Source organism: Micromonospora sp. NPDC049529 (assembly GCF_055586685.1).
The window spans coordinates 246632-270709 of record NZ_JBVJHT010000001.1; the positions used below are offsets into that span (position 1 = coordinate 246632).

Consider the following 24078-nt stretch of genomic DNA (forward strand, 5'->3'; position numbering starts at 1 on the left):
GCGGGTGTCGCCGGTCACCGGTACGGTGGGCGCCTGCACCTGAACCGGGGAGTAACAAAGCGTGGACCGCACCTTCCAGGTTGACCTTCGCGGCATCGTCGACCTGCTCAGTCACCACCTGTACGCCAGCCCCAGGGTCTACCTGCGGGAGCTGTTGCAGAACGCGGCGGACGCGATCACCGCCCGACGGGCGGGGGATCCGGGCGCCCCTGCCGTGGTGTGGGTCGAGCCGCCGGAGTTGACCGGTGACGGCACCCTGCGGATCCACGACACCGGCATCGGCCTCAGCGAGACGCAGGTGCACGAGTTGCTCGCCACCATCGGCCGCAGCTCCAAAAGGGACGAGCTCGGCTTCGCCCGGCACGAGTTCCTCGGCCAGTTCGGCATCGGCCTGCTCTCCTGTTTCCTCGTCGCCGACGAGATCCGGGTCGTCACCCGGCACGCCGACCAGCCGACCGTGCTCTGGACCGGCCACACCGACGGCCGCTACCGGGTCGAGGTGGCCGCACCCGACGCCGCTCGGGCCGAACCGGGCACCACCGTGACCCTGGTGCCGCGTCCCGGCGCCGAGCAGTGGTTCACCCAACCGACGGTGACCGAACTGGCCCGGCTGTTCGGTTCGCTGCTGCCGGTCACCGTGCGGGTCGGCGAGGTCGAGACGACCAGCGGACCGCCGCCGTGGTCGGCCGCCGCCGGGTCGTCACCGGCCGCCCGCCGTGACGGACTGATCCGGTACGCCCGCGAAACGCTCGGCTTCACCCCGTTCGACGTCATCCCGCTGTCGGTGCCGGAGGCGGGCCTGACCGGGGCGGCCTTCGTGCTGCCGACCCCGGCGAACCCGGCCGCCCGGGTCGGACACCGGGTCTACCTGAAACGGATGCTGCTCACCGAGGGCGCAGAGGGGCTGCTGCCGGAGTGGGCGTTCTTCGCCCGGTGCGTGGTCGACGCCGGTGAGCTGCGCCCGACCGCCAGCCGGGAGGCGCTGTACGAGGACAGCCTGCTCGAATCCACCCGCGAGGCGCTCGGCGACCAACTGCGGGGCTGGCTGGTCCAACTCGCCAGCGGTGACCCGCGTCGGCTCGGCGAGTTCCTCCAGATCCACCACCTCGGGGTGAAGGCGCTCGCGCTGCACGACGACGACATGCTCCGGCTGGTCGAGCAGTGGTGGCCGATGGAGACGAACGCCGGCCGGATGACCCTGGCCGAGTTCCGCGCCCGGCACGGTGTCATCCGGTACGCCGCCACCACCGACGAGTTCCGGCAGCTCGCGGCCGTCGCCGCCGCCCAGGACCTGGCCCTGGTCAACGGCGGTTACACGTACGACAGTGAGATCATCGAGCGGTTGCCGGGGCTGGACCGGTCGGTCCTGATCGAGCGGCTGGAGCCGACCGACCTGACCACCCGGTTCGACACCCTCGACCCGTCGGTGGAGCTGGCGTTGCGGCCGTTCCTGGTCGCCGCCCAGCGCACCCTGGACCGGCTCGGTTGCGAGGTGGCGCTGCGCGCGTACGACCCGGCCTCGTTGCCGGCGTTGTACCTGGTCAGCCGATCGGCGGCGTTCCACGACCAGCTTGAGTCGACCCGTGCGCGGGCCGACGACCTGTGGGCCGGGGTGCTGGACGCGATCGCCTCCTCCGGCCCGCCGGAGCGACCGCAGCTCGTACTCAACCATCGCAACCCGCTGGTCCGCCGGATCACCACCCTCGGTGACCCGGACCTGGTCGGCCTCGCCGTCGAGGCGCTGTACGGGCAGGCGCTGCTGCTCGGCTACCACCCGATCCGACCGGCCGACGCGGCCCTGCTCAACAATTCGTTCCTCGGCCTGCTCGGCCGGGCTGTTCCGGGACAGGAGTGATCCGCGGTGGCCAGCGGTAACGCCGATCTGTGGGCGGTGTACGAACAGACCGCCCACCTGCCGTTCGGCGCCGGGCAGATCGCCGCGGTCGAGCAGCTGATCCGGCAGGTCGACGCCAAGGGTGACCAGGAGCTGGCGTTCGCCGCCCGGATCCTCGGCACCAGCGCCTACACGTACGGCGGCGAGCCGGCGAAGTCGTTCGTCACCTTCTCCTGGTGCCTGGCCGACTACGACCGCAACCCACAGCCCTACCACCAGCGGTACGTACACACGCTGCTCTGGCACTTCAAGCACATGGTCAACGCCCTGCTCGACTTTCCCGAGGTGCCGCTGGAACGCACGTACGCGGTGCTCGACGACATGGAACGCCGCTACCGCGACGGCGGCCACAGCCTCCAGGCGGTCTACAAGTACCGGCACCTCGTCGCCCGGCACCGGGGCGCCGACGAGGAAACCGAGGAGTGGTACCGCAGGTGGGTCACCGCTGCCCGCGACGAGCTGTCCGACTGCGCCGGCTGTGACCCGTCCGGGCAGGTCCGGCACCTCGCCGGAACCGGGCAGGTCGAGGCGGCGGTGGCGCTGGCCGAACCGGTGCTCGCCGGTCGGCTGACCTGCAACGAGCAGCCGCAGGGGATCCTGACCAGCCTGCTGGTGCCGTACCTGCGGTCGGGGCGGCGGGAGCGGGCGCGGGACGCGCACCGGCGGGCGTACCGGCGGTTGCGGGGCAACCTGGCCGACCTCGGCAGCATCGGCGAGCACGTGGAGTTCTGCGCGGTCACCGGTAACGAGTCGCGGGGGCTGGAGATCGTCGAACGGCACCTGGACTGGGTGGACCGGGCCCCGTCGCCGGCGGACGCGATGTCGTTCGCCGCGGCGGCGGCCCTGCTGCTGCGCCGGCTGGACGAAACCGGGCACGGTGAGCTGACCGTGCACCGCCGGGCGTACGCCGACCGACCCGCCGCCGACCTGCCGGTCGGTGCGCTCGCCGCCGACCTGAAGCAGCTCGCCACCGACCTCGCCGCCCGGTTCGACCAGCGCAACGGCACGTCGAGCCAGTCGGGATGGGTCGGGCGCCGGCTGGCGGCCGAACCGATCGGGGAACATCTGCCGCTGTCGGCGACCGCCCGCCGCCGGCCCGCCCCGGCCACCGTTGCCGGCTCACCGGCGGCGGCCCCGGAGCCGTCGCAACCGGCCGTCGGCGCGACGGATCCGGCGCCGACGCAGGTCCCGACACCGCCGGTGCCACCGGTGCCGACCCCGGCCGACATCCCGGTCGAGGCGACCCCGACCGACCTGCTCGACCTCGCCGAACGACACTGGAACACCGAGCGGTACGAGCACCTGCGCGTGCTGCTGCGAGTGCTCGACGAACGCTTCGGCCCGGACCCGGTGAGCTCGGACCCGGTGAGCTCGGACCCGGTGACGGCCGACGACGCCGGGCGGAATCGGGGGCTTGCCCCGGCGGACGAGGCCCGGTGGGTCGAGCTGCGGGCGGTGGAGCGGATGGTGTCCGACGACCGGTCCGCCGCGATCGCACTGCTCCGGCGGGCGGTCGAGCACTACCGGGAACTGGCCGACCAGCGGCGGGAATGGATGGTCGCCGGCCGGCTCGGCGTACTGCTCTGCCACGACGGGAACGAGACCGAGGGCCTGCCGCTGGTCGAGGCGGGAATGGCGTACCTGACCGAGCACGGGGACCGGGCCGAGGCGGCGGGTGCCCGGGACCGGGTCGCACTGGCCCTGGCCGGGTTGCAACGTTGGCCCGAGGCGCTCGAAGCCGTCGAGCTGGCGGCCGATACGGCGGCCGAGGTGGACGATCCGTACCTGGTCGCCCGGATCGGGCTACGACGGGCGATCTGTCTACAGGCGGCCGGTCGGCGCGAGGAGGCGCGGGACGCGGCGGCACTGGTCCGGGAGAGCTACCGGACGCTGGGTGTGCCCGAACGGCTCGCCACCGCCTGCATCTGCCACGCCCAGAGCCTGGACGACCCGACCGAGGTACGCGCCGCGCTGGACGAGGCGTTGCCGCTCGCGACCGGGGAGGCGGCCCTGCACGTACGGATCGGTCGGGCCAGGGCGTCGATGGCGCTGCAACGTCCGGTGGACGCGGTCGACGACTTCGTCGAGGCGGTCGCGATCTGCGCCGAACAGGGCATCGCCGAGGGGGCCGCGTACCTTCGGTTCGAGCTGGCGAACGCGTACCGGCTGACCGGGCGGATGCTGGACGCGGCCGAGGTCGCCGAGGAGGCGGTGCTCGAACTGGACCGGCTGGGCCAGCAGGGCGACGCCGACCGGTGCCGGCACCTGCTCGCCGGGGTGTACCGGGAGCTGGACGAGGACCAGCTCGCGCTGACCCTGCTGGACCAGCTCGCCGAGAACCTGGACGGGCCGGACAATCTCGGCGGCCGGGCGCAGGTGCTGGAGGAGGCCGGTGACCTGCTCTACGCCCAGGACCGGGACGCCCTGGCGGCGCACCGGTTCGCGGCGGCCGCGACCGCGTACGGGCTGGCCAAGATGCCGCTGGACGCGTCCCGGGCCGGTCGGCGCGAGGCGGACGCCTGGCACTGGGCCGGTGAGCCGGAGGCGGCCCTGGCGGCCGTCGAGCGGGCCGAGTCGGGCCTGGCCGCCCTGCCGGCGGAGGTCGCCGACGAACCGGCGGCGCGCTGGGAGTCGTCGATGCTCGCCGACAGTGCCGCTCGGGCGCTGGTCGGCGCCGACCGGCCGGAGGAGGCGTTGCGCCGGGTCGAGGGGGTACCGCAACGGCTGCGGTCGATCGAGGCGTTCGGTGAGGCGCTACAGGTCGAGCTGCTGATCGGGGAGGTGCTGCTGCGGCTGGACCGGGCGGCCGAGGCGGAGCCGATTCTGCGTACGGCGCTCGGTGCCCTGCCCACCGGATCGCCCGCCGTACGCCGCGCGGCGTGGTTGCTCGCCGAGGCGTTGGGGCAGTCGGGGCGGACCGCTGAGGCGGAGGAGCTGCGCCGGGAGCACGATCTGGACGCCGATGGCTGACCGGGGCCGGACTAGGCTGGCCTGGTGACGCTGGAACAGCAGGTGACAGGGGCGACGCCGGGCGGCACCCCGGCGAGTCCGCGGCGCCGGTCGCGCCGTGACGAAATCTTGGAGATCGCGGTCGGGTTGTTCGCGGCCCGTGGCTACCACGGCGTGTCCATGGATGACATCGGGGCAGCTGCGGGCGTCACCGGGCCCGCCCTCTACCACCACTTCGCGGGCAAGGAGGCGATGCTCGCCGCCGCGCTGATCCCGGTCAGCCAGGGGTTGCTCGACGGCGGCCGGCAGCGGGTGGCGGAACATCCGGGCCGACCGCAGGCGATCCTGGAGTCGTTGATCGACTTCCATGTCGACTTCGCGCTCGCCAACCCGGCGGTCATCGCGCTGCACCTGCACGAACTGGACCGGTTGCCGGAGGAACCGCGCCGGCAGATCCGCCGGTTGCAGCGGCTCTACGTCGAGGAGTGGGTGTCGGTTCTCACCGTGCTGCACCCCGGGCTCGCGGCCGGCGAGGCCCGGGTGCTGGCGCACGCGGCCTTCGGCCTGATGAACTCCACCCCGTTCCTCGGCGGCGAGGTCGACCGGCGTCGCCGGGCCGCACTGCTGCGGGCGGCCACCCTCGCCGCCCTGCTCGGGCCGATTTCCTGACCCTCGACGGGTTCGGAGCAACCCCGGATTCGTGATCCGAGGGGTACTCATGGTGTCCTAGCAATGTCAGGACGCCCGGACCCCCGAGGAGAAGGACATGATCGAGTCGCTGCTGGTCGCGAACCGCGGTGAGATCGCCCGCCGGATTATCCGCACTGCCAAGCGGCTCGGCGTACGGACGGTTGCGGTCTACTCGGAGGCTGATGCCGAGATGCCGTTCGTCCGCGAAGCCGACGAGGCAGTCTGTGTCGGCCCGGCCAACCCGGCGCAGAGCTACCGCAACGCCGAGGCGATCCTCGCCGCCGCGAAGTCGACCGGTGCGGTGGCCATCCACCCCGGTTACGGCTTCCTGTCGGAGAACGCGGACTTCGCCCGTACCGTCGAGACCAACGGCCTGATCTGGGTCGGACCGAGCCCGGACGCGATCACCGCGATGGGCGACAAGATCAATGCCCGGAATCTGATGGCCGCCGCCGGAGTGCCGGTGGCCCCCGGTACCACCGACCCGGCCGCCGATGTCGAAGCCGCCCTGGCGGCGGCCGACTCGATCGGGTTCCCGGTGATGGTGAAGGCCGCCGCCGGTGGTGGCGGGATGGGCATGGCGGTCGCGAACGACGCCGAGTCGCTGAACACCGAGTACGACAAGGTCCGCGCGTTCGCCGAGCGGATGTTCGGCGACGGCTCGGTGCTGATCGAGCGTTACTTCCCCCGGGTACGCCACGTCGAGGTGCAGATCCTCGGTCTGGCCGACGGTCGGGTGGTGGCCCTCGGCGAGCGTGAGTGCTCGGTGCAGCGGCGCAACCAGAAGCTGGCGGAGGAGTCGCCGTCGCCGGCGGTCTCGCCGGAGTTGCGTGAGCGGTTCCTGGCTGCGGCGGTCCGGGCCGGTGAGGCGGTCGGCTACCGCAACGCGGGTACGGTCGAGTGCCTGCTGGACCCGACGACCGGCGAGTTCTTCTTCCTGGAGATGAACACCCGGTTGCAGGTCGAGCACCCGGTGACCGAGCTGGTCTACGGGGTGGACCTGGTCGAGGAGCAGTTGCGGGTGGCCTCCGGGCTGGCGCCGAACTTCGACCCGGACGCGCTGGAGCCGCGCGGGCACGCGATCGAGCTGCGGATCAACGCCGAGGACCCGAAGCGGTTCCTGCCGGGGCCGGGCGCGGTCAAGTCGTGGGTGGAGCCGACCGGCGAGGGTGTCCGGGTCGACTCGGGCTACGCGGCCGGTACGACGGTGACCCCGTTCTACGACTCGCTGATGGCAAAGTTGATCGTGTTCGGGGCGGATCGGGCCGAGGCCATCGCGCGGGCTCGGGAGGCGGTTGCCGGGTTCGTGGTCGAGGGGCCGAAGTGCAATCTGCCGTTCTTCGCTGAGTTGTTGGAAAATGCCGAGTTCATCTCGGGGGATTACGACACGGGGATCGTTTCGCGGATGCGGTGAGTCGTGGGGTGGGGCCCACCGTGCCCACTCTGGGCCGTCAAGCTTGATTCCCGCCGTGGGCACGGTGGGCCCCACCACCTCGGCTCGTCATCGGATGACGTGCGTGGCTTTGCGACGATCGGCGTGTTGTCGACGGTCACGCAGTCCCTGGATGGGAGCCGGCACATGGAGCAAACCCGCGAGTTGGCAAACGATCGGCCGTCCTGGGCAGGTCAAGGCGATTTGAACAACGTCTACCAGGAGATCTGCTCCAACATCAGGGCGACGGACGAGGTCAGTCTCAAGCTCCTGACGGCGATTCCACTGGTGACCGGTGTGGGTATCGTGCTGCTGATGCGGGCTCCCGGGGCGGAGATACCCGACGCCGCCGTTGCGCTGCTGAGTCTCTGCGCTGCGCTGGTTACCTTCGCCGTGTACCGGTGGGAACGAAAGAACATGGCGAACTGTAGGCACTTCCGACGGTGGGCTGCGACCCTGGAACGGGACTTCTACGGACTGCGGCTGGAAGATCTGGAGTCCGCGCCGGCTGTCCTTCCCCACGCGCGCATACAGACGCCACGCTTTCTCGGAAGAGTGTGGACCAAGAAGGAGGCGCTTCAACTGCTGTACTGGGCGGCGATTCTGGGATGGCTGTCTGCCGGCTCCTACTCCATGACCGTGTAGCAACCCCGTACACCCTCGGTTCCGAGTCGGCGCCGCAACCGCCTAGGCAGCGGCTCGCGGAACTTCCGACAGGCGCTCCGACGACCGTGAAGATTATGAGGGGCAGCAAACGCGGGACCAGCGCCGGGTCATCAGAGCCGGGTCATCGGTCGTCACGGCTCGGGATCGGGTGGGCGATTGTAGCGCTCCAGGGTGGCCTTGTTCGTGGAGGCGTCCTGGAAGATCAGTTCCCAGGGACCGGTGTTGATGTCCATGTTCTTGCCGAACCCGACCCACTTGCCGGCCATCCTGCGCCCGGTCGGCTCGGCGAGCATCTGGATCGAGCCGTGATACCGCGCACCCCGGTAGTAGCTCTTCGGGTCCGTCTGTTCGACCCAGGTGCCGGTCAGGACGTTGCCGTCGACCGTCAGGTCCAGGGTCAGCGAAGAGTCTGCCGAACCGGGCAGGCTGCGTACGGTCAGTCGGTCGCCGTGCTGGAGCAGCGTGACGTAGTGCTGGCCGGTGAAGGTGGCGTTCCGGCCACTGGAGAAGTACTCGTAGCGACTCAGCCACACCCCGGAGTAGTCACCCTGCGGGCGTGCCCGACCTGCCTGAATGCCGGTCGTCGGGACAACCATTTCGGTGGGTGAAGTGGTGTCGTGCCCGCCGCGACCGTCGTCGGTCACGCGGGCGTGTGCTGCGGGCGCGAATCCGAGGACCTCGATCGGCAGGCCGGTGAGAGCTTCCAGGGCGCATGCGTAGGTCGGTCTGGGTGAGGTGATGGCGCCGGATTCCCAGCGCTGCACGAGCCGCTTGTTTGCGTCGTTGGGCCGCCCGGCACGCTGACCGGCGGCTTGGAGTGCGCGAGCGAAATCGTCCTGGCTCATCAGCAGGTTCATGCGGGCGGCCCGGAGCGCGCTGTTGGGTGTCGGCACCCTTCGGATGGTAATGGCAATGACGCCACAATGACGCCCTGCTCGCCGTCGTTGGGCCGCCTCTGTGGTCGTCGCGGAGGGCGACTGCTTGGCGGCATTGTGTGAGTGTGGGTGCCGGACAAGTCGAGCGTTGGGACGAACTCCTCCGCGCCGTAGTTCTGGCCGCTACCCGACGGAGGTGTGCGATGAGATGGAAGTGGTTTGCCGGCAGCAGACACGGATCGGACCCGATCGGTCCGTTCCGGGATCGACCGGCCCGCGAACCGGCACCGCAGCAGAGTCCGGTCGTGGATGTGCCGACCGTGGTCTCCGGTGGGGTACGCGCGCGGACGATGAGTGACCCGGAGCGACGAGCACGCTCCAACTCCCGCGAGGCGAGCTGGTGGCGATCTCGATGAACATCCTGCGCAGCGTGCCTGCTGGAACGCTTCTACACCTCCGACCGGGCGAGTGGTACATCAACGACGAGCCAGCCGCAGAGGAGGTCACGATCCGACTGGTCGCGATCGACCCGGCGGACCCGCGCACCATCGACGGAGAACAGGAGGTGTGGCTGTCTGCGCACTGGTCGACCTGCACCGACCCGAACCGGGCAGGGCACCTGCCGTGCTTCATCGGCTACGTCCGCGCCGCCGCGATCACGAGGGAGGCGACGGCGAGATGAGCCGGCAGGATGAGCCTCTCACTCCGGCGGCGATTTGGTGGGCGGCGGCCCGCACCATCGAGGGCCACGCCGGTGAGCGTCGGTGCCCGCAGTGCCGGCCGGAAGGGTGTTCCCAGCTCGACTGGGCTCGCCGGGGGCGGGCCGGGGGTGGCCAGGCGTCGGCGGCGCCGGTCATGCTGGCCGGTGTCCGTCCGTGACCGAGCCGGCGCAGGAGACCGGGCCGGTCGCCCAACTGGTGAAGCGGACGTACAACCACACGCCGGCTGCCCTCGCCGCACTGGACGAGCTGGCGTCGAACTGGCGGGTGTCCCGTACGGATGCGGTCAATCACGGGCTCCGGATCGCGGCCGTGGTGCTCAGGCTCGCCCCGGATGGGCACCTGGTGGTGACCCGACCCGACGGGACCACCGCCGAGGTGTACCTGGTCTGATTCGGGGCCGGCGGCAACCGGCCCCGGCAGAGCAGGATGCCCGGCCCGGACCTTGGATGGTCCGGGCCGGCTCCGGCCTGTGGGCTCGTACGGGTGGGCGAGTGACAATGGGTGGGTCCAGTGACGTCACAGTGAGGTGGCCGATGAGTCAACTGCCAGGTGCGGTGTCGATCCGCGAGGTGGGACCGCGCGACGGGTTGCAGAACGAGGACCCGATCCCGACCGATGCGAAGGTGCGGCTGCTCGACGCGCTTTCGGGGACCGGCGTGGGGCGGATCGAGGCGGTGTCGTTCGTGCATCCGCGCGCGATTCCGCAGATGGCCGACGCGGACGAGGTCTGGCAGGCGGCGACGCGGGCACCGGAGGTGCGCTACTCGGCGCTGGTGCCGAACTCGCGTGGGGCGCAGCGGGCGCTGGCGGCCGGGTTCACCGAGATCGAGGTGGTGGTGTCGGCGAGCGACACGCACAACCGGCGGAACGTGAACCGGTCGACGGACGAGTCGTTGGACGACATCGCCGGGCTGATCGAGTTGCTGCACGGGGCCGGGGCGACGGTCGAGGTGATCGTGGCGACGAGCTTCGGGTGCCCGTACGAGGGGGATGTCGCTCCGGCGCGGGTGGCGGGGATCGTCGATCGGGTTGTTGCCGATGGCGCTGATCGGGTCGCGTTCGGTGACACCACGGGAATGGGTACGCCGCGTCGGGTGCGCGAGTTGGTGACGGCGGTCCGATCCGCCCAGCCGGATGTGCCGATGTTGCTGCACTTCCACAACACCCGGGGTACGGGCCTGGCGAACATCCTGACGGCGTTGGAGTTGGGGATCACCGAGTTCGACGCCAGCATCGGTGGGCTCGGCGGGTGTCCGTACGCGCCGGGGGCGAGCGGGAACGTGGCCACCGAGGAGGTGGTGCACATGCTGCACGACATGGGTATCGAGACCGGGATCGACCTGGACCGGTTGATCGAGGTGGCGGAGTTGGCGGAGAAGCTGGTCGGGCGGCAGTTGCCGTCGGGGGTGCTGCGGGCGGGGCCGCGTACTCGACTTGTCTGACCCGGTGGGCGTGTGCCGGGTGTTGTTCGGCTCGATGCGCTAGCCTAACGACCGTTAAGTAGACTGTGTGGTGTCCCGACGGACGTCGGGACACCGGGTCGGTTGGTCGGGTGCGGTGTGAGGAGTCGGCGTGACGCTGGACAGTGAGGCGCTGGAACAGCTCCGCAAGCGGGTCCGGGGCGGTGGCGCGGAGAAGTACCACGCGGCGAACGCGGCCAAGGGCAAGCTCTTCGCCCGGGAGCGGGTCGCGCTCCTGGTGGACGAGGGCTCCTTCGTCGAGGACGGCGCGTACGCGAACGCGCTGGCCGAGGGGTTGCCGGCCGACGGTGTGGTCACCGGCCAGGCCACCATCGACGGCCGGCCGGTCTGCCTGATGGCGAACGACTCCACGGTCAAGGCCGGCAGCTGGGGCGCGCGTACGGTCGAGAAGATCATCCGGATCATCGAGCGGGCGTACGCGGCCGGACAGCCGATGGTCTACCTGGTCGACTCGGCCGGGGCCCGGATCACCGACCAGGTGGACCTGTTCCCGGGGCGGCGCGGCGCCGGCAAGATTTTCTGGAACCAGGTGCGCGCCTCCGGTTCGATTCCGCAGGTCTGCGCGTTGTTCGGGCCGAGCGCGGCCGGTGGCGCGTACATCCCGGCGTTCTGCGACGTGGTCGCCATGGTCGAGGGCAACGCCAGCATGTACCTGGGTTCGGATCGCATGGTCGAGATGGTGACCGGCGAGAAGACCACGCTGGAGGAGATGGGCGGGGCGCGGGTGCACTGCGCCGAGTCGGGCGTGGGCCACTTCCTCTGCAAGACGGAGGCGGACGCGCTGAAGGTGGTGCGCGACTACCTGTCGTACCTGCCGGCGAACTGGACGCAGGAGCCGCCGGCCGTACCGGCGGTGCCGGCGCCCGCCTCGGTCGATCTGGCCGCGCTGGTGCCGGCGAGCGAGCGCCAGGCGTTCGACATGCGCCGGTACGTCAAGGGCCTGCTCGACGCCGACTCGTTCCTGGAGATCCAGGCGCTCTGGGCCAAGGAGCTGACGATCGGGTTCGGCCGGCTGAACGGCGAGGTGGTGGGCGTTGTCGCCAACAACTCGATGTTCAAGGGCGGGGTGCTCTTCGTCGACTCGGCAGACAAGGCGACCCGGTTCGTCCAGCTCTGCGACGCGTTCAACGTACCGCTGCTGTTCCTCTCGGACGTGCCCGGATTCATGGTCGGTACGGCGGTGGAGAAGCAGGGCATCATCCGGCACGGCGCGAAGATGATCACGGCGATCTCCGAGGCGACCGTACCCAAGATCTGTGTGGTGGTGCGCAAGGCGTACGGCGCGGGTCTCTACGCGATGGCCGGTCCCGGCTTCGAGCCGGACGCGACGATCGCCCTGCCCACCGCGAAGATCGCGGTGATGGGGGCGGAGGCCGCGGTGAACGCGGTCTACGCCAACAAGATCGCCGCGATCGCCGACCCGGACGAGCGGGCCGCGTTCGTCGCCGCGAAGCGGGCCGAGTACGAGCGCGACATCGACATCGTGCGGCTGGCCAGCGAACTCGTCATCGACGCGATCGTGGAGCCGCACGAGCTGCGGACCGAACTAGTCCGGCGGTATGCCGCCGCCAGGGGCAAGGACCGTGAGTTCTCCCGACGCCGCCACGGCGTCACCCCGGTCTGAACGTTCTCGTTTTTCCCGCCGGTGGTCCGCCACGAGCGATTCGGCCGGCACCCGTGTCCCACGTTGTACCGCCTACGAGGAGGAACCATGGACTTCCGGCTCACCGAGGAGCAGGAGGCGCTCCGGCAGACCGTACGGGAGTTCGCCCGGGAAGTGGTCGCCCCGGTCATCGGCGAACACTACGAGAAGCACACCTTCCCGTACGAGGTCATCCGGGAGATGGGCAAGATGGGCCTGTTCGGGCTCCCCTTCCCGGAGGAACAGGGCGGTATGGGTGGCGACTACTTCGCGCTCTGCCTGACCCTGGAGGAGTTGGCCCGGGTCGACTCCAGTGTGGCGATCACCCTGGAAGCGGCGATCTCGCTCGGCGCGATGCCGATCTTCCGGTTCGGTACGGCGGCGCAGAAGGCGCAGTGGCTGCCGAAGCTGCTCAGCGGTGAGGCGCTGGCCGGGTTCGGGCTCACCGAGCCGGGGACCGGATCCGATGCCGGCGGCACCACCACGCGGGCGGTGCTGGACGGCGACGAGTGGGTGATCAACGGCTCCAAGGCGTTCATCACGAACTCGGGGACGGACATCACCGCGCTGGTGACCGTCACGGCGGTGACCGGGATCAAGGAGGACGGCTCGAAGGAGCTGTCCACCATCATCGTGCCGTCGGGGACCCCCGGTTTCACCGTGGCACCGGGTTACTCGAAGGTCGGTTGGTGCGCCTCCGACACCCACGAGCTGACCTTCGACGACTGCCGGGTGCCGGCGGCGAACCTGCTCGGCACCCGTGGCCGGGGCTACGCCCAGTTCCTCCAGATCCTCGACGAGGGTCGGATCGCCATCGCCGCGCTCGCGGTCGGACTCGCCCAGGGCTGCGTCGACGAGTCGATCCGGTACGCCAAGGAGCGGCACGCGTTCGGTAAGCCGATCGCGAAGAACCAGGCGATCCAGTTCAAGATCGCCGACATGGAGTTGCGGGCGCACATGGCCCGGTTGGCGTACTACGACGCCGCCGCGCGCATGCTGGCCGGCGAGGACTTCAAGCGCCAGGCCGCCATCGCCAAGCTGTACGCGAGCGAGAGCGCGGTGGACAACGCCCGCGAGGCGACCCAGATCCACGGCGGCTACGGCTTCATGAACGAGTTCCCCGTGGCCCGCTTCTGGCGCGACTCGAAGATCCTCGAAATCGGCGAGGGCACCTCCGAGGTCCAACGCATGATCATCGCCCGCGACCTAGGCCTCTAACACCCCGGATCACCTCGTTGATCATGAAGTTAGCGCGGATTTTCGTCCTCGGAGGCGCGCTAACTTCATGATCAACGAGGTGATGGGGCTGGGGCGGGTTAGCGCCAGCGGTTGATTGCGGTGAGCGCCAGGTCGGTGAAGTCGGTGACGAGGGCGGGATCGGAACTCGTGCCCTCCCAGCCCTGGTCGGCGAGGACCGTGACCACGTCGTCGACCCGCACCACCACGATCCGATTGAGCTGCTGGTAGCCCGTGGGCTCCCCGTCGGTGTCGAGCAGCGACTGCTCGGTCTCGAACATGATCGCCCGGTCGCCGACGGTGGGCGGCGGCAGCGTACGGATCGTCTTGGTGATGCCGCCGATTCCGACGAGCACCGTACAGGTGGCCGGCGCGTTGACGACCTGGTCCACGGTCAGGTCGACCAGGTAGTACAGGGCCAGCACCTGCCGTTGCCGGGCCGGCAGTTCGCGTAGGGCCGCCACCAGCAGCGGTCGGAGCGGGATCAGCCGGGCTAACATCGGCCGGAGCGGGATCAGCCCCGGCGAATGCGCCGGCCCGGTTCCGACTCCCGACCGGGTGACGGGTCCGGATGTGCGAATCGGACGTTCGGACTGACCGGTTGCGGGCTGGCGCGAGCCTGCGCCGGGTGCTTGCATCGACGGGACAAACACGCAAAGCGACCGTACGGGTCGCCGGGGAGGTCTCGGTCATGTTCGCTGCACTCGGGCGCTCGATGTGGCGCTGGCGCTGGCCGGTGCTGGGTGCGTGGCTCGTCGTCGTACTCGCCGGTGCTGCCCTCGGCGGTTCCGTCTTCGACCGGCTGACCAGCACGGACAACCTGCGGTCCGATGCCGAGTCGCAGGTCGCCCAGGCGCGGGTGGAGCAGCTCCTGCCCGAGGGCCCGACCGTGGTGGCCGTGGTGCGCGACCGGGACCCGTACGACCCGCCGTTGGTGGAGAGCGTCAACAAGATCTCCGCCGAGCTGCGGGCCCTGCCCGGAGTGGCCGGAGTGGACGATCTCTACAACGCACCGGGCGGCCGGATCGGCGCCGACAACCGCAGCACCCTGGTCCGGGTCGAGCTGGTCGACGGACAGCCGGACGCCGAGCGGGAGCGGGTCGAGGACCGGGTCACCGAGTTGCTGCGCCGCATCGACGCGCCGCAGGTGCTGGTCGGCGGCGAGGAACTGGCCGAGCGGGCGTTCGCCGACCAGGCGGTCCGGGACGCCGCCGTGGGCGAGTCGATCGCGCTGGTGGTGTTGCTGGTGGCGCTCGTGGTCATCCTCGGCGGCCTGCTGGCTGGCGCGATCCCGCTGCTGGCCGCGCTCGGCGCCGTCGCGGTGACGCTGCTCGGCCTGCTCGGGCTCGCCTCGGTGACCGAGGTCGGCGAGTTCACCGTCAACGTGGTCACCCTGCTCGGCATCGGCCTCACCGTCGACTACGCGCTGCTGCTGCTGTTCCGGTTCCGGGAGGAGCGGGCGGCCGATCCGGACGCTGGTCCGGCGGAACTGCTCGGTCGTACCCTGGCCACCGCCGGGCGGGCGGTGCTGATCTCCGGGTTGGCCGTGGCGGCGGCGATGATCGGGCTGTTCGTCTTCGCCGAGCCGCTGCTGGCGGCGATGGCGCTGGGTGGCGCCCTGGTCGTGGCGCTGGCGACGTTGGCCGGGCTGACCGCCGTACCGGCGTTGATCGCGGTCGGCCACCGGCGGATCCCGGCGCCGGGCGCGCGGACCTGGGCAAACCGCGCGGTCGGCGCGGTCACCGGCCTGGCCCGCCGGGTCCGACCGGCCACCCCCACCCCGGGTACGCCGAGCCGCCCGCACCCGCGCACCGCCCCGGCCCCCGCCGGTCTGCTCGTCCGGCTCGCCACGTTCGCCCAGTCCCGGCCGGGGCCGGTGGTCGCGATCGTCTCGGCCGGTCTGCTGCTGCTCTCGGTGCCGTTCCTGTTCGGCGCCAACCTGGCCAACTCGGACGCGCGGGCACTGCCGTCGACGATGGAGGCGCGTCAGGTGCACGACGTGCTGCTGCGCGACTTCGAGTCCGGGCGGGCCCAGCCGGTGGTCGTGGTGGTGACCGCCGACCCGGCCAGCCCGGCCGTACGCGACCTGATGAACCAGCTCAACCGGCTGCCGAACGTGATCCAGATGCAGCCCCGGCCGGATGTGCCGGGTAACGCGCTGGTGATCGACGTGACGCCCGAGGGAGCGACCGGTGGCCCCGAGTCCCGCGAACTGGTCCGTGCCGTACGGGCGCTGGACGCGCCGGTGCCGTTGCTGGTCGGTGGCCCGGCCGCCGAACTGGTCGACTACCGGTCGTCGGTGGCGCAGCGCCTGCCGCTGGCCGTACTGGTGTTGTTGCTGGTCACCGGGGTGCTGTTGTTCGTGTTGACCGGGTCGGTGGTGATCGGGGTCAAGGCGCTGCTGATGAACGCGCTGACCCTGCTCGCCACCCTCGGCATCCTGGTGCTGGTGTTCCAGTGGGGGGTGGGCGCCGCGCTGCTCGGGGTCGAGTCGTGGGGGGCGATCGACCTGACCACGCCGATCCTGCTCTTCGTCTTCGTCTACGGACTCTCGATGGACTACGAGGTCTTCCTGCTGTCCCGGATCCGGGAGGAGTGGCAACGCTGGTCCGGGCAGGTGACACCGGCCGGTCGACGCAGTGCCGGCGACCGTGCGGTGCTGGCCGGGATCGCCCGTACCGGGCCGGTGGTGACGGCCGCCGCGGTCTGCATCGTCATCGTCTTCCTCGGTTTCCTGCTCGGCGACCTGACCGCGGTGAAGGAGATCGGCTTCGGGATGGCGGTCGCGGTGATCCTGGACGTCACGGTCGTACGCGGACTGCTGCTGCCGGCGGTGATGAGCCTGCTCGGTGAGTGGAACTGGTGGGCGCCGGAGCCGCTGCGCCGGTTGCACGAGCGGTGGTCGGGCCGGCGTGGCCCGGTGCCGCCGGCCGTCACGGTGCCGGCGGAGCCGCTCGGGGCCGGTCGCTGACCCACCGGTCAGTATCACGATCCGATGATGTTGACCGATTTCTGACCGGATCCTGACCAGTTCCGGACATCTGCGGCGGTAACTGTCGGGTATTAGGTGCCTCCCCGTCGGTACCTTGACGCATGCCTGCCCCGGCTGCCGCGGTGTGCGTACTCTTCCTGCCCATGACTCCGGATCATGGGTCGGAGCGGGATGCCACCTGCTTCCCCGAGCTGCTGCGCACCCGGCGCCGGGCAGCTGGAATGACCCAGGCCGACCTCGCCGTACGGGCCGGAGTCGGGGTTCGGACCGTACGCGATCTGGAGCGCGGACGGGCGCAGCGCCCACAGCGGACAACCGTCGAGCTGCTCGCCAGCGCGCTCCGTCTGGCCGGCGCCGAACGCGCGGAGTTCATCGCCTCGTCGCGGGGGCAGGGTCCGACCGGGGCGGAGGCCGCACCGGCGACCCCGGCCGGGAGCCCGGCGACCGGGGCGGCGGCGGTGGCCGTCGGCGCCCCACCCGTGGTGCCCGGCGGCCGGCCGGCGGCAACCGGCCTCGGCCTGCCCGCGCCGGGAGCACTGATCGGTCGCGACGTGGAGGTGCCCGAGCTGGCCGGTCTGCTGACCGTCGGCACCGGCGCCGCCCCCTCGGTGGTCAGTCTGGTCGGGCTCGCCGGGGTGGGCAAGACCGCCCTGGCCCTGGCCGTCGCGGACCGGGTCACCGCGCAGCATCCGGGCGGGGTGGCCGGCATCGTGGTCACCGACATGTCCACCGAGAGCGACGTGCTGTCGGCGGTCGCCACCGTCTTCGGCGTCGGCCGGGCCCAGGACCTGGCCGCCCGGCTCTCCACCGGACCGTCACTGTTGCTGGTCGACGCGGTCGAACGGGCCCCCGGCGCGGTCGCCGAGGCGCTGCACCGGTTGGTCGTCGGTGCGCCGACGCTGCGGGTGCTGGCCACCGGGCGGCATCCGGTCGGGCTGGTCGGCGAGCGGGTCTGGCCGGTGGCGCCGCTGGAGGTGCCGCCCGCCGACGCCCCCGCCGAACTGGCCGTGGTCGCCCACTACCCGGCGGTCGAACTCTTCCTCGCCCGGCTGCGCCAGGTCCGGCGGGAGAGCCCGCAGCCGGACGAACTGGCCGCACTGCTCGCCCTGGTCCGCCGGCTCGGCGGTCTGCCGCTCGCGATCGAGCTGGCGGCGGCGCGCGGCGGCGTCCTCGACCTGAACGGGCTCCTCGACCGGTACGGGGACCGGGTGCTCGACCTGGCCCGCCCGGCGGCGGTGCACGAGGCGGTCGCGTTGACGCTGCGCGACGCGGTGGCCGCCTCGTACCGGTTGCTCGACCCGGACGACCGGGCGGCGCTGCGCCGGCTGTCGGCGTTCCGCAACCGGTGGTCGGTCGAGCTGGCCGAGGCGATGCTCGCCGGTGAGTCCGACCGGACCGGGCGCCCGTTGCCGGCGGACCCGGTGCCGCTGCTCGACCGGCTGCTGGCGCTCGGCCTGCTCAGCGCACGGGGCCGGGGACCGTTCCGGTTCCGGCTGGTCGACGTGGTGCGGGACTTCGCCGCCGAGTGCGCGATCACCGAGGGCGAGCAGACGGTGATCCGGCGCCGGCACGCGCAGGTGTTCGCCGGGCTGGCCGCCCGGACTGCGCCGGAGCTGAACGGGGCGAACCCCGGCGGCGCGGTACGCCGGCTGGACGAGATCTCCAGTGATCTCTGGGCCGCGCTGGCGCACGCCACCACCGACGACCCGCACACCGCGTTGCGCCTGGCGGCGAGCCTGGTCCGGTGGTGGCGGTTCCGGGGCAGGGACGTCGCCGGGCGGCAGTGGCTGCGCCGGTTGCTGGACGATCCGCGTACCGCCGGGGCCGATCCGGCCGTACGGGCCTGGGCGCGGGTGGGGGTGGCGCAGCTCGCCGCCGCGCACGGCGCCGGCCCGCAGGAACTCCCATCGGCCCGCGCGGCGCTCGACTGGTTCCACGACAACCGCGACGTGGGGGGTGAACTCGCCGCGCTCGGTGTCCTCTGTGGCCTGTGGACGGCGACCGGCGGGTACGGCGAGGCACGCCGGTTGGGTGAGACGATGCTGACGCTGGCCGGACGCAACGGCCGGCTGCGGGACATGGCGGTGGCGCAGCACTACCTGACCTGGCACGAGATCCGGAGCGCGAACCTGCCGGCGGCGCGGCGGCGGCTGGCCGCGATGGACCTGCTCGGCGCCCAGTGTGGCGACGAGCGGCTGCGGGCGTTGGCGCGGGCGAACCTGGCCGAGGTGGCCCGCCTCGACGGCCGGTACGCCGACGCGGTCAGCCAGGGCTGGCGGGTGGTCGCCGCACTGAGCGAGTACGGCGATCCGACCCACCGCCGGCAGGTTCTCGGCACGGTCGGGCTCGCCCTGGCCCAGGACGGCCGGCTGACCGAGGCAAGTGCGGTCCTGGCCGAGCTGCGGATGAACGCCGTGTCGGCGGTGATGTCGACGGAGGTCCGGTCACCGGCGGAGGCACTGGACACGGGACGACCGTTGGTCGACGACCGGGGTGGTGGTGAGGACGGGACCTGTGCGCTGATCGAGGCGATCCTCGCCGTACAGCGGTCCGACCGGGAGTGGGCGGTCGAGTGGTACGCGGCGGCGGCCAGCGCGTACGCCGTTGGTCGGGACCTGCGGGGTGCGGCGGAGGCGTTGGTCGGTCTGGTCGCGACCACCGACGACCCGGAGCTGCGTACGGTGTTGCTGGCCCGGATCGACCAGGTGTGCCGGGAGGGTGCGGTCACGCTGCTGCCCCGGGAGCGGGCGATGCTGGGTGAGATGCCGGCGCTGCCGGCCGAGCCGGTCGACTGACGCCGCTGCGTTGATGCGTTGGTTCCGGGCGTGGCGCGAGCGAGACTGCCCCCCGACAGCCCCTCACTTCCTCCCGCTCGCGCCACTTCCCCCGGAGCCCCCCGTTCGATGGACACTAGTCCGACCGGACGCGTGTTTCGTCCGGTAACGCGGCTAATGCCGAAGTGTACGGATGACTTCTGCCGGTTTTTCTGCCGGTCTCACGGGTGTTCCGACGGACACCGTCCGGCGGGTGCGGAGCCTCGGGCGGGCGGCGAGGGCCGGGGCTAGGCTGCGGACGCGGTGTCCTCGATCCCGGTGCTGCCGGCGGTGGCGCCCGGGTTCACCGCGTCCCGTACGTCCCGCAGGGCGCCGAGCAGGTTGCGCAGGGCATCCGGGGTGAGCTGCGAGGTGAACCACCGCTCGATCAGCGCCAGGTGGCCGGGGAGGGTTTCCTCCAGGCGGGCCAGTCCGGCGTCGGTCACCACCGCGTAGAGGCTGCGCCGGTCAGACGCGCAGGCGTGGCGGCGGAGCAGGCCGTCGCGCTCCATCCGGTCCACCACGCGGGTGACCCCGCTGGTGGAGAGGGAGGTCTGGGCGGCGAGGTCGCTCATCCGCAGGCGCCGCTCGGGCGAGCGGGTCAGGCGCATCAGCACCTCGAACTCGACCGACGACAGCCCGTGCTCGTCGAACTGGGTGGCGAACCGGGAGGTCAGCCCGGCGTGGACCTCCATCAGCAGCCCGAGGGCGGTGATGCCGGGGTGGTCGAAGAGCTCGTCGGTTGATGCCACCGGCACATCCTAGCAATCCTTGACAACGGGAATATTGCTCAGTCTATAGTTGCTCAGTCAGTCGTTGACGTACTCAATCATTCCTCGGAAGGGTCACGATCATGACCAGCAGCACGAACCCCGCCATCCGCGAGTGGGCCGGCCTGACCATCCCGGCCGCCGGCACCTACCTGCTCGACCAGGCACACAAGCGGGTCGGCTTCGTGGCCCGGCACATGATGGTGAGCAAGGTCCGTGGTGAGTTCACCGAGGCGACCGCCACCATCACCGTCGCCGAGGACCCGTTGCAGTCCTCGGTGACCGCGACCATCTCGGCCGCCAGCATCACCACCGGCCAGGCCGACCGTGACGCCCACCTGAACAGCGGCGACTTCTTCGAGGTGGAGAAGCACCCCAACCTGGAATACCGCAGCACCGGTGTGAAGTCGCACAGCGGCGACGAGTTCGTGCTCGCCGGTGAGCTGACCATCCGTGGCGTCACCAACCCGGTGGACCTGAAGGTCGAGTTCCACGGCGTCGGCAGCAGCCCGTTCGGGCAGGAGATCTTCGGGTTCACCGCGACCACCGAGATCGACCGCGAGGACTGGGGCCTGACCTGGAACGTGGGCCTGGAGACCGGTGGCGTACTGGTCGGCAAGAAGGTCAAGATCGAGATCGAGGGCGAGGCCATCCGCCAGGCCTGACCGACTCTCCATATCGGACAGTCTGCTCCCCTTGTCCGTTGAGCGACACGCCGCCCCGGCGACCGGTCCACCGGTCCCGGGGCGTGCGAATTTGAGACCGAATGCGAGCATCAACTGACTCTGTGCGATGGTTGGCTCCGCGCCGTTGGCCGCCCGCCGGCCGGCACCGTCGCTGATCTGGTCGGATGCGGTCCTTACTCGTACCGTAATAGTTCGGTCGCGGTAAGAATCCGGGCATCGACTCCTCCGGGCTGCGCCGACAGCGCTCTCGCGCCGGGGAGGACACATGGGCACTGAGGTTGGACAAACCGCATTCTCCCGCGCGGATCGCATCCGCTATCGGCAGAAGGTACGCCGCTGCCTGGATGTCTTCGCACTGATGCTGGACGACTTCGGCTTCGACGCCGAACGGCCGACCACCGGCCTCGAAATCGAACTGAACCTGGTCGACGCCGACGCCGAACCGGCGATGCGCAACGAGGAGATCCTGGCCAACCTCGGCGACCCGATGTTCCAGACCGAGCTGGGACAGTTCAATCTGGAATTCAACGCCCGACCGCGCCTGATCGAGGGCACCGGCTTCACCGACTACGAGCGGGACCTGCGCCTCAGCCTGGACCGCGCCGACGACCGGGCGATCAAGGCCGACGCCTCCGTCATCCTCATCGGCATCCTGCCCACCCTCACCGAGCGGCACCTGGTCGCCGACAACCTCTCCACCAACGCGCGCTACCGCGTGCTCAACGACCAGATCGTCGCCGCCCGGGGTGAGGACATCGAGATGGACATCCGGGGAGTCGAACGGCTGCACACCCAGACCGACTCGATCGCCCCCGAGGCCGCCTGCACCAGCATCCAACTCCACCTCCAGGTCGCGCCGGACAACTTCGCCAGCTACTGGAACGCGTCCCAGGCCATCGCCGGTATCCAGGTGGCGATCGGCGCGAACTCGCCGTACCTCTACGAACGGCAACTGTGGGCCGAGACCCGGGTCGCGGTCTTCGAGCAGGCCACCGACACCCGGCCGGACGAGCTCAAAGCCCAGGGCGTACGACCACGGGTCTGGTTCGGTGAACGGTGGATCACCTCGATCTTCGACCTGTTCGAGGAGAACGTCCGCTACTTCCCGCCGTTGCTGCCGATCTGCGAAGAAGAGGACCCGGTCGAGGTGTTGCACCGGGGCGGCGTACCGCGCCTCGGTGAGCTGCGGTTGCACAACGGCACCGTCTACCGGTGGAACCGCCCGGTGTACGACATCATGAACGGCCGCCCGCACCTAAGGGTGGAGAACCGGGTCCTGCCGGCCGGTCCGACCGTGGTCGACATGCTGGCCAACGCCGCCTTCTACTTCGGGCTGGCCCGCGAACTCGCCGAGGCGGAGCGGCCGATCTGGAGCCAGCTCACCTTCAGCGCGGCGGAGGAGAACTTCCACGCCGCCGCCCGACGCGGCATCGACGCCACGGTCTACTGGCCACGGCTCGGCGAGGTACGCGTCACCGACCTGGTGCTCGACGTACTGCTTCCCCGTGCGGCGGTCGGACTGGACCGGTTCGGTGTCGCACCGGCGGAACGGGACCGTCTGCTCGGGATCATCGAGCAGCGCTGCCGTACCCGGCGCAACGGGGCGGTCTGGCAGGCAAAATCGGTGTGGGCCGCCGAGCACAACCACGGCCTGGACCGCTCGGCCGCGCTGCACCGGATGCTCCAGCGGTACGGCGAACTCCAGCGCACCAACGAGCCCGTACACACCTGGCCGATCGAATGACGAGGTGCCCGCGCCGGTCCGGGCGCAACTGGCTGAGGCGGACCGTGGTCGTCAGCGGGTGCGACGACCGAACCGGGCCGCCCTGCTCCTCGGCTTCGCAGCGTCCTCCGGCCGGTCCGGGTCGGTCGACGGCTCCGGGCGCACCGCACCGTCCCCGTCGTCCCGCCGCTCGGCGGCCGGTTCGTCGGCCCATCGCTCGGCGGCCGGCTCGTCGTTCCATTTCCCGGCGTCCGGCCCACTGTCGCGCTGCGACGCCGGGTCGCGCGTTTCGGCACCGGGATCGCGCTGCTCGGTCGCGTCCGCCGGCCACAGCGTCGCAGCCGGTGCGCCCTGTGCGGTCGGTGCGGTCGACCGGTCCCGCAGCGGCTCCGTCGGGTCGAACCGCTCGGTGACCGGGTCGGTGCCGTACGACCGGGTCGAGGGAGAGTTGTCACTGGTCCGGCGGTCGGACCCACCGGCCCGTTGCGCCGGCACCGGACCCGGCTCCGGCGACTCCACCGGGTCCGACCCGGCCGGGCTCGCCGGTACCGGCCGGGTGGTCGCGGCACGCTGTGCCAGCGCCGCCACCAGCGCCGACCCGGCCAGGCCGGCGATCACCGCGTACGGTGCGGCCAGGTGCGCCGAAACCTGCTCGGCCCGGATCCCCACCAACCTCGGCGCGGCCAGGAAGTACGCGGCGGCGACCAGCAGCGGACCGGCCACGCCGGAAACCACCGCGCCGACCCGACGTTCGGGCAACCGTGCCGTGGTACGGGCGGCGAGCGCCCCGATCAGCAGCGCCGAGCCGAGCGACAGAGCCGCACCGGGCCAGTAGAAGTAGTCGCGGAACCAGAACCGTTCGCTGTCCGAGGTGATCTGCCAGACGCCGAGCTGTGCGCTGCCCAGCCCACGTCCGGACACGACGCCGTCGACGACCGCCACGATCGCCAGCAGCCACAACCAGCCGACCGTGGCGATCACGTTGCTGGCGACGGCCGGCGAGGAGAGCGCCCAGATCGCCATCACCAGCCCGAGCATCACACCGATGACCGCGTACCCGGCGGCGATGCTCTGTGGCGAGACACTGTCGGCCCGGATCGCCGCCCTGGCCGGTACGGCAACCAACGCGACGGTGACCAGGCCGCCGACCGCGCTGGCCAGGGCCAGTGCGATCCGCCACAGTCCGGCGGCGAACGTCTGGCCGGTCGGCGTCGAGGCGTTCTCCGGGTTCGAGCGGGTTTCGGGCGCACCGATCCGTTGCGCCGCGAGGGCGCCGGCGACCGTGGAGGTGGCGGCGATCCAGGCGGCCCAGGCGAGACTCGCCACCCAGGAGGCCTCACTCGTACCGCTGGCGGACGGCAGCCAGGCGATGATGCCGAGCCCGTAGCCGAGCCCCAGTTGCGCGGCACCAGCGCCGGCAGCTACGCCGATCGCGATGGCGACCGATCCTCCCCAGCCTCGTACGGCCATGCCGGGCAGCGTAGCGTCCACCCGCCGGCAGGGCGAG

18 protein-coding genes are annotated in these 24078 nt (G+C 71.2%); 14 read left to right on the forward strand and 4 right to left on the reverse strand.

The features are described from left to right. The first annotated feature begins 61 nt into the window (after positions 1-61). The 5 genes from ACZ6QQ_RS01170 to ACZ6QQ_RS01190 all read left to right on the forward strand — a co-directional run bounded on the left by ACZ6QQ_RS01170 (position 62) and on the right by ACZ6QQ_RS01190 (position 7610). Positions 62-1855 (forward strand): HSP90 family protein, encoded by a 1794-nt coding sequence (locus tag ACZ6QQ_RS01170; protein WP_465873292.1) that lies wholly within the window; start codon positions 62-64, stop codon positions 1853-1855. Positions 1856-1861: 6 nt separating this feature from the next. Continuing rightward, the gene (locus ACZ6QQ_RS01175; protein WP_465873293.1) at positions 1862-4864 is read left to right on the forward strand and encodes a hypothetical protein; all 3003 of its coding nucleotides are present in this window, start codon (positions 1862-1864) and stop codon (positions 4862-4864) included. Positions 4865-4888: 24 nt separating this feature from the next. Next, positions 4889-5512 (forward strand): TetR/AcrR family transcriptional regulator, encoded by a 624-nt coding sequence (locus ACZ6QQ_RS01180; protein ID WP_465873295.1) that lies wholly within the window; start codon positions 4889-4891, stop codon positions 5510-5512. A 97-nt stretch (positions 5513-5609) separates the two neighbouring features. Beyond that, positions 5610-6947: an acetyl-CoA carboxylase biotin carboxylase subunit gene (locus tag ACZ6QQ_RS01185; RefSeq protein WP_465873297.1), complete on the forward strand. Its 1338-nt coding sequence runs from the start codon at positions 5610-5612 to the stop codon at positions 6945-6947. 165 nt (positions 6948-7112) lie between these two features. Continuing rightward, positions 7113-7610, forward strand: a complete 498-nt coding sequence (locus ACZ6QQ_RS01190; protein WP_465873299.1) for a hypothetical protein — start codon at positions 7113-7115, stop codon at positions 7608-7610. A 152-nt stretch (positions 7611-7762) separates the two neighbouring features. Here ACZ6QQ_RS01190 and ACZ6QQ_RS01195 read toward each other — a convergent pair whose 3' ends face one another. After that, complete coding sequence (locus ACZ6QQ_RS01195; protein ID WP_465873765.1) at positions 7763-8488, reverse strand: XRE family transcriptional regulator; 726 nt, start codon at positions 8486-8488, stop codon at positions 7763-7765. A gap of 418 nt (positions 8489-8906) precedes the next feature. On the opposite strand from ACZ6QQ_RS01195, the gene ACZ6QQ_RS01200 reads away from it, so the two are divergent. From ACZ6QQ_RS01200 to ACZ6QQ_RS01220, 5 genes are all read left to right on the forward strand, one after another. Continuing rightward, positions 8907-9188: a hypothetical protein gene (locus ACZ6QQ_RS01200; protein WP_465873301.1), complete on the forward strand. Its 282-nt coding sequence runs from the start codon at positions 8907-8909 to the stop codon at positions 9186-9188. A gap of 193 nt (positions 9189-9381) precedes the next feature. Beyond that, positions 9382-9618: a hypothetical protein gene (locus ACZ6QQ_RS01205; protein WP_465873302.1), complete on the forward strand. Its 237-nt coding sequence runs from the start codon at positions 9382-9384 to the stop codon at positions 9616-9618. Between the two features lie 143 nt (positions 9619-9761). After that, positions 9762-10670: a hydroxymethylglutaryl-CoA lyase gene (locus ACZ6QQ_RS01210; protein ID WP_465873304.1), complete on the forward strand. Its 909-nt coding sequence runs from the start codon at positions 9762-9764 to the stop codon at positions 10668-10670. Positions 10671-10800: 130 nt separating this feature from the next. Continuing rightward, positions 10801-12333 (forward strand): acyl-CoA carboxylase subunit beta, encoded by a 1533-nt coding sequence (locus ACZ6QQ_RS01215; protein ID WP_465873306.1) that lies wholly within the window; start codon positions 10801-10803, stop codon positions 12331-12333. A gap of 87 nt (positions 12334-12420) precedes the next feature. Beyond that, the gene (locus ACZ6QQ_RS01220; RefSeq protein ID WP_465873308.1) at positions 12421-13569 is read left to right on the forward strand and encodes an acyl-CoA dehydrogenase family protein; all 1149 of its coding nucleotides are present in this window, start codon (positions 12421-12423) and stop codon (positions 13567-13569) included. A gap of 98 nt (positions 13570-13667) precedes the next feature. Here the strand turns inward: ACZ6QQ_RS01220 and ACZ6QQ_RS01225 are convergent, their stop codons facing one another. Further along, complete coding sequence (locus ACZ6QQ_RS01225; RefSeq protein WP_465873310.1) at positions 13668-14087, reverse strand: hypothetical protein; 420 nt, start codon at positions 14085-14087, stop codon at positions 13668-13670. 191 nt (positions 14088-14278) lie between these two features. Here ACZ6QQ_RS01225 and ACZ6QQ_RS01230 point away from each other — a divergent pair, with 191 nt between their 5' ends. Both ACZ6QQ_RS01230 and ACZ6QQ_RS01235 read left to right on the forward strand, forming a co-directional pair. Further along, positions 14279-16558: an MMPL family transporter gene (locus ACZ6QQ_RS01230; RefSeq protein ID WP_465873311.1), complete on the forward strand. Its 2280-nt coding sequence runs from the start codon at positions 14279-14281 to the stop codon at positions 16556-16558. 164 nt (positions 16559-16722) lie between these two features. After that, a complete protein-coding gene (locus ACZ6QQ_RS01235) occupies positions 16723-19374 on the forward strand; it encodes an ATP-binding protein (RefSeq protein ID WP_465873313.1) in 2652 nt (883 codons plus the stop codon). 266 nt (positions 19375-19640) lie between these two features. Here the strand turns inward: ACZ6QQ_RS01235 and ACZ6QQ_RS01240 are convergent, their stop codons facing one another. Continuing rightward, positions 19641-20087, reverse strand: a complete 447-nt coding sequence (locus ACZ6QQ_RS01240; protein WP_465873767.1) for a MarR family winged helix-turn-helix transcriptional regulator — start codon at positions 20085-20087, stop codon at positions 19641-19643. A gap of 158 nt (positions 20088-20245) precedes the next feature. On the opposite strand from ACZ6QQ_RS01240, the gene ACZ6QQ_RS01245 reads away from it, so the two are divergent. Together ACZ6QQ_RS01245 and ACZ6QQ_RS01250 are read left to right on the forward strand one after the other, a co-directional pair. Then, positions 20246-20827: a YceI family protein gene (locus tag ACZ6QQ_RS01245; protein WP_465873315.1), complete on the forward strand. Its 582-nt coding sequence runs from the start codon at positions 20246-20248 to the stop codon at positions 20825-20827. Between the two features lie 286 nt (positions 20828-21113). Next, positions 21114-22592, forward strand: a complete 1479-nt coding sequence (locus ACZ6QQ_RS01250; protein WP_465873317.1) for a glutamate-cysteine ligase family protein — start codon at positions 21114-21116, stop codon at positions 22590-22592. Between the two features lie 51 nt (positions 22593-22643). On the opposite strand, the gene ACZ6QQ_RS01255 is transcribed toward ACZ6QQ_RS01250, so the two are convergent. Next, positions 22644-24041: a hypothetical protein gene (locus ACZ6QQ_RS01255; RefSeq protein ID WP_465873319.1), complete on the reverse strand. Its 1398-nt coding sequence runs from the start codon at positions 24039-24041 to the stop codon at positions 22644-22646. Between the last annotated feature and the right edge of the window lie 37 nt (positions 24042-24078).

What these genes read in the sequence shown, in the direction of transcription:
- ACZ6QQ_RS01185 (WP_465873297.1), top strand. Translation starts at nt 5,610, where the DNA reads ATGATCGAGTCGCTGCTGGTCGCGAACCGCGGTGAGATCGCCCGCCGG.
- ACZ6QQ_RS01190 (WP_465873299.1), top strand. Translation starts at nt 7,113, where the DNA reads ATGGAGCAAACCCGCGAGTTGGCAAACGATCGGCCGTCCTGGGCAGGT.
- ACZ6QQ_RS01195 (WP_465873765.1), bottom strand. Translation starts at nt 8,488, where the DNA reads ATGAACCTGCTGATGAGCCAGGACGATTTCGCTCGCGCACTCCAAGCC.
- ACZ6QQ_RS01210 (WP_465873304.1), top strand. Translation starts at nt 9,762, where the DNA reads ATGAGTCAACTGCCAGGTGCGGTGTCGATCCGCGAGGTGGGACCGCGC.
- ACZ6QQ_RS01220 (WP_465873308.1), top strand. Translation starts at nt 12,421, where the DNA reads ATGGACTTCCGGCTCACCGAGGAGCAGGAGGCGCTCCGGCAGACCGTA.
- ACZ6QQ_RS01225 (WP_465873310.1), bottom strand. Translation starts at nt 14,087, where the DNA reads ATGTTAGCCCGGCTGATCCCGCTCCGACCGCTGCTGGTGGCGGCCCTA.
- ACZ6QQ_RS01230 (WP_465873311.1), top strand. Translation starts at nt 14,279, where the DNA reads ATGTTCGCTGCACTCGGGCGCTCGATGTGGCGCTGGCGCTGGCCGGTG.
- ACZ6QQ_RS01235 (WP_465873313.1), top strand. Translation starts at nt 16,723, where the DNA reads ATGACTCCGGATCATGGGTCGGAGCGGGATGCCACCTGCTTCCCCGAG.
- ACZ6QQ_RS01240 (WP_465873767.1), bottom strand. Translation starts at nt 20,087, where the DNA reads ATGGAGGTCCACGCCGGGCTGACCTCCCGGTTCGCCACCCAGTTCGAC.
- ACZ6QQ_RS01245 (WP_465873315.1), top strand. Translation starts at nt 20,246, where the DNA reads ATGACCAGCAGCACGAACCCCGCCATCCGCGAGTGGGCCGGCCTGACC.
- ACZ6QQ_RS01250 (WP_465873317.1), top strand. Translation starts at nt 21,114, where the DNA reads ATGGGCACTGAGGTTGGACAAACCGCATTCTCCCGCGCGGATCGCATC.
- ACZ6QQ_RS01255 (WP_465873319.1), bottom strand. Translation starts at nt 24,041, where the DNA reads ATGGCCGTACGAGGCTGGGGAGGATCGGTCGCCATCGCGATCGGCGTA.